This window comes from Cellulomonas sp. P5_C6 (assembly GCF_054049635.1).
Genome location: NZ_JBFULZ010000033.1, coordinates 21,614 through 28,255, shown reverse-complemented (window position 1 = coordinate 28,255; position 6,642 = coordinate 21,614). Strand labels below are relative to the sequence as shown.

Below are 6,642 nucleotides of genomic sequence, written 5' to 3'. Positions count from 1 at the left end.
GCTCCGGGACGACCTCGTCGGCCTTCTTCTTGCCGAACAGGCCCCAGCGGCGACGCCCCTTGGCGTCGTCGGACGGCGTCTGCACGAGCTCGGCGAACGGAGCCTCGGGCGCAGCGGGCGCTGCCGCCGACGCCGTCGGCGCCCACGCGGGGGCGGCGGCGGGCTCGGGTGCCGCGAACGTGACCGGGGCCGCGTCGTAGGCCGGGGCCTGCGGCGCGTACGCGACCGGCTCGGGCGTGACGGCGGCTGCCGCCTCGACCGGCGTGAACAGCTGCGTCGGCGACTCGGTCCCGGGGTGCGCCGCCTGGAAGGCCGGCCACGCCGGCGCCTCCTGGACGGGGGCGGCCCAGACGGGTGCCTCCTGCTGAGCGACGGGCTGCGGCTCGGGCTCGGGCTGCGGCTCGGGAGCGACCTCGGCCTCGTACTCCGCCTCGGGCTGGTACTCGGACTCGGCCTCGTACTCGGGCTCCGGGTCGGGCTCGAGGAAGACCCGGCGGAAGGCGACACCGTCCACGACGGCCAGCTCGGGCTCGGGCTCGACCTCGGGGGCGACCTCGGGCTCGGGCTCGGGGGCGACCTCGGCGACGGCCTCGGCAGCCTGCTCCTCCCACTGCGGCGCCTGCCACGTCGGCGGCTCCCACGCGGGGGCCGGCCAGGCGGCGTCGTCGGCGGGGACGGCCTGCTCCTCGACGGGCTCGACGACCTCGGCGACCGGCTCGGCGGCGGGCTCGGCGACCGGCGCGGCCACGATCGGCATGGCGCCGGTGTGCCAGGCACGGGCCTCGTCGAGCGTGCGCTCGAACGGCACGTACGGCGCGGGCGCGTCGGACGCGGGAGCGCCCCAGCCCGAGTAGCCGCTGTACGAGGTGAAGGTCTGGACGGGCGCGACCGGCTCGGCGGCAACCTCGGCTACCGGCTCGGCGACCTCGGCGACCGGCGCGGGCAGCTCGGCAACCTCGACCTCGGCCTCGAACTCGGCCTCGAACTCGGCCACCGACTCGGGTGCCGGGGTGGCCACGCGTGCCGTCAGGGCTGCGGGAGCCTGCTCGGCGACGACCGGCGCCTCCCAGGCGGGCTCGTCGTCGACGATCGCCTGGTCCCAGGCCTCGGAGTCGGACGCCACGGGGGCCTCCCACGCCGGGGTCTCCTCGACGACGGGAGCGGCCCACGCCTCAGCGACGGGTGCCTCCCACGCGGGGGTCTCCTCGACGACGGGAGCGGCCCACGCCTCAGCGACGGGCGCCTCCCACGCGGGGGTCTCCTCGACGACGGGAGCGGCCCACGCCTCAGCGACGGGCGCCTCCCACGCGGGGGTCTCCTCGACGACGGGAGCGGCCCACGCCTCAGCGACAGGTGCCTCCCACGCGGGGGTCTCCTCGACGACGGGAGCGGCCCACGCCTCGGCGGCGGGCGCCTCGGTCTCGGCGGCGTCCCAGGCGGGCGTCGGCTCCCAGACGGGTGCCTCCTCCTCGGCCGGGGCGGCCTCGACCTGCGCGGCGAGCGCGGCGGCGGCGGCGTTCTGCTCCTGGCGGTGCGTGGCCTCCTGCGCCTCCCACGAGTCCTCGTCGTCGACGAGCTTCGGGACGACCATGGGCTCGACCGGCGCGGCGTGCGCACCGCTCGACATCCAGGGCGCGCGGACCGCGTTCGACTGGGCGGGCGGCAGGGCGCGCTCGTCGTCCTCGGACTGCAGGGCCGGCACGACGAGGTTCTCGTCGGTCTCGTTGGCGTTGGCGGGCGTCTCCGTGCGGCCACGGAAGCCGGAGAAGAGCCCGGCACGGGCGGCAGGGGCCGGCGCCGCAGCGGCAGCGGTCGACGTCTGCTCCTCCGGCTGTGCCCACGCCGACGTCGCGGCGCGGCTGCGGCTGGGCAGACCACCCTTGAGCGGCGCGAGGGTCTCGGGCTTCCAGTCGGAACCGGCGGCCTGGATCTCGGGCGCGATGTGCCCGTCGGGGGCCTCGGGCAGGACGAGGTTGTCCTCGTCGAACGTCTTCTTGGACCGCGACGGCAGCCCGGTGGACTGCGCGAGCTCGGTGACCGGGATCGGGCCGACCTCGGCGTCCGAGCCGTCCTCACGACGACGACGGTGCGGCAGGCCGAGCGAGGTCTGGCCGTCGGTCAGGGCGGCGAGGTCGACCTCGTCGACGACCGGCGCCTCGATCTGGGGCAGGCCCGGGTCGTTGCGCGGTGCCGCGAGGGCAGCCGGCGCGCCGCCGCCGTACAGGGCGGTCTCGTTGGCGACGAACAGCGTGGCCGGGAACTTGACGATGGTCTCGGTACCCGTGCCGTGCGCGGCCTTGAGCAGCTTGACCTCGGCGCCGAGGCGCTGGGCGATGCGGCCGACGACGAAGAGGCCGAGGCGCTGGTTGCCCAGGGAGTCGCTGGCGGAGGTCGAGATGATCTTCGCGTTCGCGGCCTCGAGCTCCTGGTCGCTCATGCCGAGGCCCTGGTCGAGGACGCGGACGACCACGAACTGGCCCGAGACGCCGGTGGTGACCGTGACGGGCGTCTCCGGCTCGGAGAAGATCGTCGCGTTCTCGAGCAGCTCCGCGAGCATGTGGGCGGCGCCCAGCGCGTTGAAGCCGTGCATGTGCGGGTCGACCTGCAGGTCGAGCTCGACGCGGTCGTACTGCTCGATCTCCGAGGAGGCCGTGCGGACGACGTCCGAGAGCGGCATGGCGTCGCGCAGGCGGCGGCCCGAGTCGATGCCGGCGAGGACGAGGAGGGACTCCGCGTTCCGCCGCATGCGGGTGGCGAGGTGGTCGAGGCGGAACAGGTTCGCCAGGGTGCTCGGGTCTTCCTCGGCACGCTCGAGCGAGTCGATGAACGACAGCTGGCGGTTGAGGAGGACCTGGTCGCGGCGGGCGACGTTGACGAACATCTCAGCGATGGAGCCACGCAGAGCGGCCTGCTCCTGGGCGACCGAGACGGTGGTCGAGTTCACCGAGTTGAACGCGGCGGCCAGCTGGCCGACCTCGTCGCGGGACGTCACCGGGATGGGCGCCAGCGTGATCTCCGGGCCCTCACCGGGCACGGCCACCTGCTCGACCAGTCGCGGCAGCTGCTCGCGGACGTCGGCAGCGGCCTTCGTCAGGCGACGCAGCGGGACGACGATGGAGCGGGAGACGAGGAGCGCGAAGAACAGGGAGGCTGCGAGGGCCGCGGCGACGATGCCGATGGTGATCCACGCTCGGGCGGCGGCGTCGTCGGCAGCCTGGGCCGCGACGCTGTGCGCGTCGGCCAGGACGTCGGTGTTCAGCTCGCCGAGGCTGGTCAGCTGGTTCTGGATCTCCTCGACGTAACGCGCCGGGTCGACCTGGACCAGGCCGGCCGAGTTGCCCTGCTCGATCATGGCCCGCATACGCGTGAAGTTGGAGGTCGGGTCCTTGGTCGGCATGGCCAGAGCCTCGATGCCGAGCGACGTGATGGCGTCGTGGGCACGCGTGCGGGCCAGCTCGACGGCGGCGGCCTGCGTGCCGTACTGACGGACCAGGGCGGGCGACGGGGAGCGCGGGTTGGACCGCAGCGCCACCCCGTCGATCATCTCGACGACCAGGTCGTCGGCGGTGGTGCCGATCTCGCGGTAGGCGGTGATGTACTCCGAGAGGTCACGGTTCTCGAGGCTGTTGGAGACCTGCTCCATCAGGGAGAGCTGACCCTCGATGATCTGGGCGTAGTTGCGCTCGATCTGCGCACGCTGGGACTTGATGTCGACGCCCGTACGGACGGCGGGGAGCATCGTGTTGTGCGCCAGCTGGACCTCGACGAACTGGTCGACGACCGACGGCGGGAACTGGCTCAGGTCGAGCTTCGCCGTGATGGGTCGCACCGCGGCCAGGGCCTGGTCCGTCTGCGCACGCGCCGCGGCGAGCTGCTCGGGCGTCCCGCCGTTGAGCGAGAGGAGCCGCTCCGCCTGCAGGGCGCTCGCCACCGGTGCATAGGCCTGGAGCGTCGTGACGACGCTCTCGGCCGCCCTGGCGTACCGCAGCTCGGAGAGGGCGTTCCACGAGATGTACCCACCGGCTGCAAGCAGCACGATCATGGGGACGGCAAGGACAGCCATCACTTTGGCGCGGATGCCGAGCCGTCGCAGCATGTCGTTCCCTTCCGTCTTCCGACAACAGGTGTCTCCACCAGGTCGTACCGGTCGTTCCCTCTGGCCAGTCGACCCACGAGGTGTCCCGTTGGCCTTCATCGGCTGCTGGACGCCGGACCATTAGCCCGCGGGTGAGTTTGCCATGGACCTCACCCACTGGGATACGGCGACATGACCGCCCTTTCGGGTGTCGTGTGCTAGCAGCCGGACCTCGGTGACCCTGGGGTTATTGTGCGGACGTGCGTGCGGTGGTGATCACGAAGCCGGGAGATCCGGACGTCCTCGCAGTCGACGAGGTGGCCGAACCCGCCCCCGGACCGCTGGACCTGATGGTCGAGGTCGCGGCGGCCGGAGTCAACAGGGCGGACCTGCTCCAGCGGGCAGGTCACTACCCCCCGCCACCGGGTGCGCCGGCCTGGCCGGGGCTCGAGGTCTCGGGGACCGTCGTCGCCCGCGGCGACGGTCTGGGGGCCGACGACCTGCAGGTGGGTGATCGCGTCGCCGCCCTGCTGGCGGGCGGCGGCTACGCCGAGCGGGTCGCCGTGCCCGCGACGCTCTGCCTGCGCGTCCCCGAGGGCGTGCCCACCGTCGACGCCGCCGCGCTGCCCGAGGCCCTGGCCACCGTCTGGTCCAACCTGCGTGCGGCACGCCTCTCCCCCGCCGAGACCCTGCTGGTGCGCGGCGGCTCGGGAGGGGTCGGGTCCGCGGCGGTCCAGCTGGCCCACGCGCTGGGGACCCGGGTGGTCGCGACGGCCGGCGGCCCGCAGCGCACCGCCCGGGTGCTCGCCCTCGGTGCCGACGTCGCGCTGGACCACCGCGAGCCGGACCTCGTCGGCCGCGTGCTCGAGGCGACCCACGGCCGCGGGGTCGACGTCGTCCTCGACGTGCTCGGCGCGGGCGGCCTCGCGGACAACCTCGCGATGCTCGCCGACGACGGCCGCCTCGTCGTCATCGGGATGCAGCAGGGCCGGCGCGGCGAGCTGGACCTGTCCGTGCTGCTGACCAAGCGGGCCAGCATCCTCGGCACCATGCTGCGCTCGCGTCCGCTCGACCAGAAGGTCGCGATCATGGACGGCGTCCGCCGGCACGCCTGGCCGTTCGTCGCCGACGGCTCGGTGCGGCCCGTGGTGCACGCGCGCCTGCCGTTCGACCGGGCCGCCGAGGCGCACCGCCTCCTGGAGACGGGCGACGCCTTCGGCAAGGTCCTGCTGATCCCCTGACGCAACGTCCGCACTCCTGCGGGTCGGAGCCCCACCGAGTGCGGACGCTGTGTGCTGTCAGTCCAGCAGTCCGGCGGCCAGGGCCGGGGCGATCACGGGGGTCAGGGGCAGGCGCGGGATCAGCGTCGCCTGCACCGCGTGGTAGAGGTCGGCCTTGCCGGCCCAGACGGTCCGGGACACCTCGTTGTCGGTGCCCAGCTCGTGCCACCACGATCCGCCCACCCGGTCCAGCACGTGCGCGCCGATGTACTCCCACCATTGCGTGTAGGCGTCGTCGAACCGGTCCTCGCCCGTGGCGGCGTGCAGGGCGGCGGCCGCGGCGACGGCTTCGGCGGCCACCCAGTGCATCCGCTCGCGCACGACCGGGGCACCCGACCAGTCGACGGTGTAGACGAASCCGGGGGCGCCGTCGACGTCCCAGCCCTCACGGACGGCGGCGTCGAACAGCGCGACGGCGTCCTCGAGCATCCAGGCGGGGGCGACGTCGCCGCGGGCCGTCACCGCGGCGCGGGCGTGCAGGGTCAGCCGGGCCCACTCGAGCCAGTGACCGATGGTCGCGCCGTAAGGCCGGAACGGGTGCGCCGGGGTGTCGACGTTGTACTCGAGGTCGGGCACCCAGGCGGAGTCGAAGTGCTCCGGGATGCGCCAGGAGTTGTCGCGCGCCCAGCCGTGCACGACGCGCTCGACGATCCGCAGGGCGCGGTCCAGCCAGACGCGCTGCCCGGTGACGTCCGCGGCCGCGAGGTAGGCCTCGACCGTGTGCATGTTGGCGTTGACGCCGCGGTAGTCGTCGAGGGCGGCGAAGCCCCGGTCCCACTGCTCGACCACCATGCCCGCCTCGTCGTCCCAGAACCACCGCTCGGAGACGGCCAGCGCCTGGTCCAGCAGCTCGCGGGCGCCCGGGCGGCCGGCCGCGGCGGCGCTCGACGCCGCGAGGACGACGAACGCGTGCGGGTAGGCGGCCTTGTCGGTGTCGCGGGGCGCGCCGTCGCGCTCGACCTCGGCGAACCACCCGCCGTGCTCGTCGTCGTGGAAGGCGCCGGTCAGCGCGGCCAGCCCGTGGTCGACCAGCGCCGCGGAGCCGGGGCGGCCCAGCAGGTGCCCGAGCGCGTACACGTGCGTCATGCGGCAGGCGATCCAGAGCTCCAGGGGCCCGTCGACGGCGAGGCCCGCCTCGTCCTGCCGGGCGAACCCGCCCGGGACCACGGAGGCCCGGCCGAAGGCGAGCAGCCGGTCGGTCTCGTCCTCGAGCCACCGGGCATGGGCAGGTGTGGTGAGCCAGGGCATGCGACCACCCTAGCGACGAGGCCGGGCGCAGATTGGTGG

General features: G+C 74.2%; 3 protein-coding genes. 1 reads left to right on the top strand and 2 read right to left on the bottom strand.

Annotated features, from left to right (window positions below):
• A partial coding sequence (locus ACXJKG_RS05965; RefSeq protein WP_456844832.1) for an ATP-binding protein occupies positions 1-4,096 on the bottom strand: 4,096 nt, incomplete at its 3' end.
• Positions 4,097-4,335: 239 nt separating this feature from the next.
• On the opposite strand from ACXJKG_RS05965, the gene ACXJKG_RS05960 reads away from it, so the two are divergent.
• Positions 4,336-5,316, top strand: a complete 981-nt coding sequence (locus ACXJKG_RS05960; RefSeq protein ID WP_456844831.1) for an NAD(P)H-quinone oxidoreductase — start codon at positions 4,336-4,338, stop codon at positions 5,314-5,316.
• A 57-nt stretch (positions 5,317-5,373) separates the two neighbouring features.
• On the opposite strand, the gene ACXJKG_RS05955 is transcribed toward ACXJKG_RS05960, so the two are convergent.
• A complete protein-coding gene (locus ACXJKG_RS05955) occupies positions 5,374-6,603 on the bottom strand; it encodes an AGE family epimerase/isomerase (protein WP_456844830.1) in 1,230 nt (409 codons plus the stop codon).
• Between the last annotated feature and the right edge of the window lie 39 nt (positions 6,604-6,642).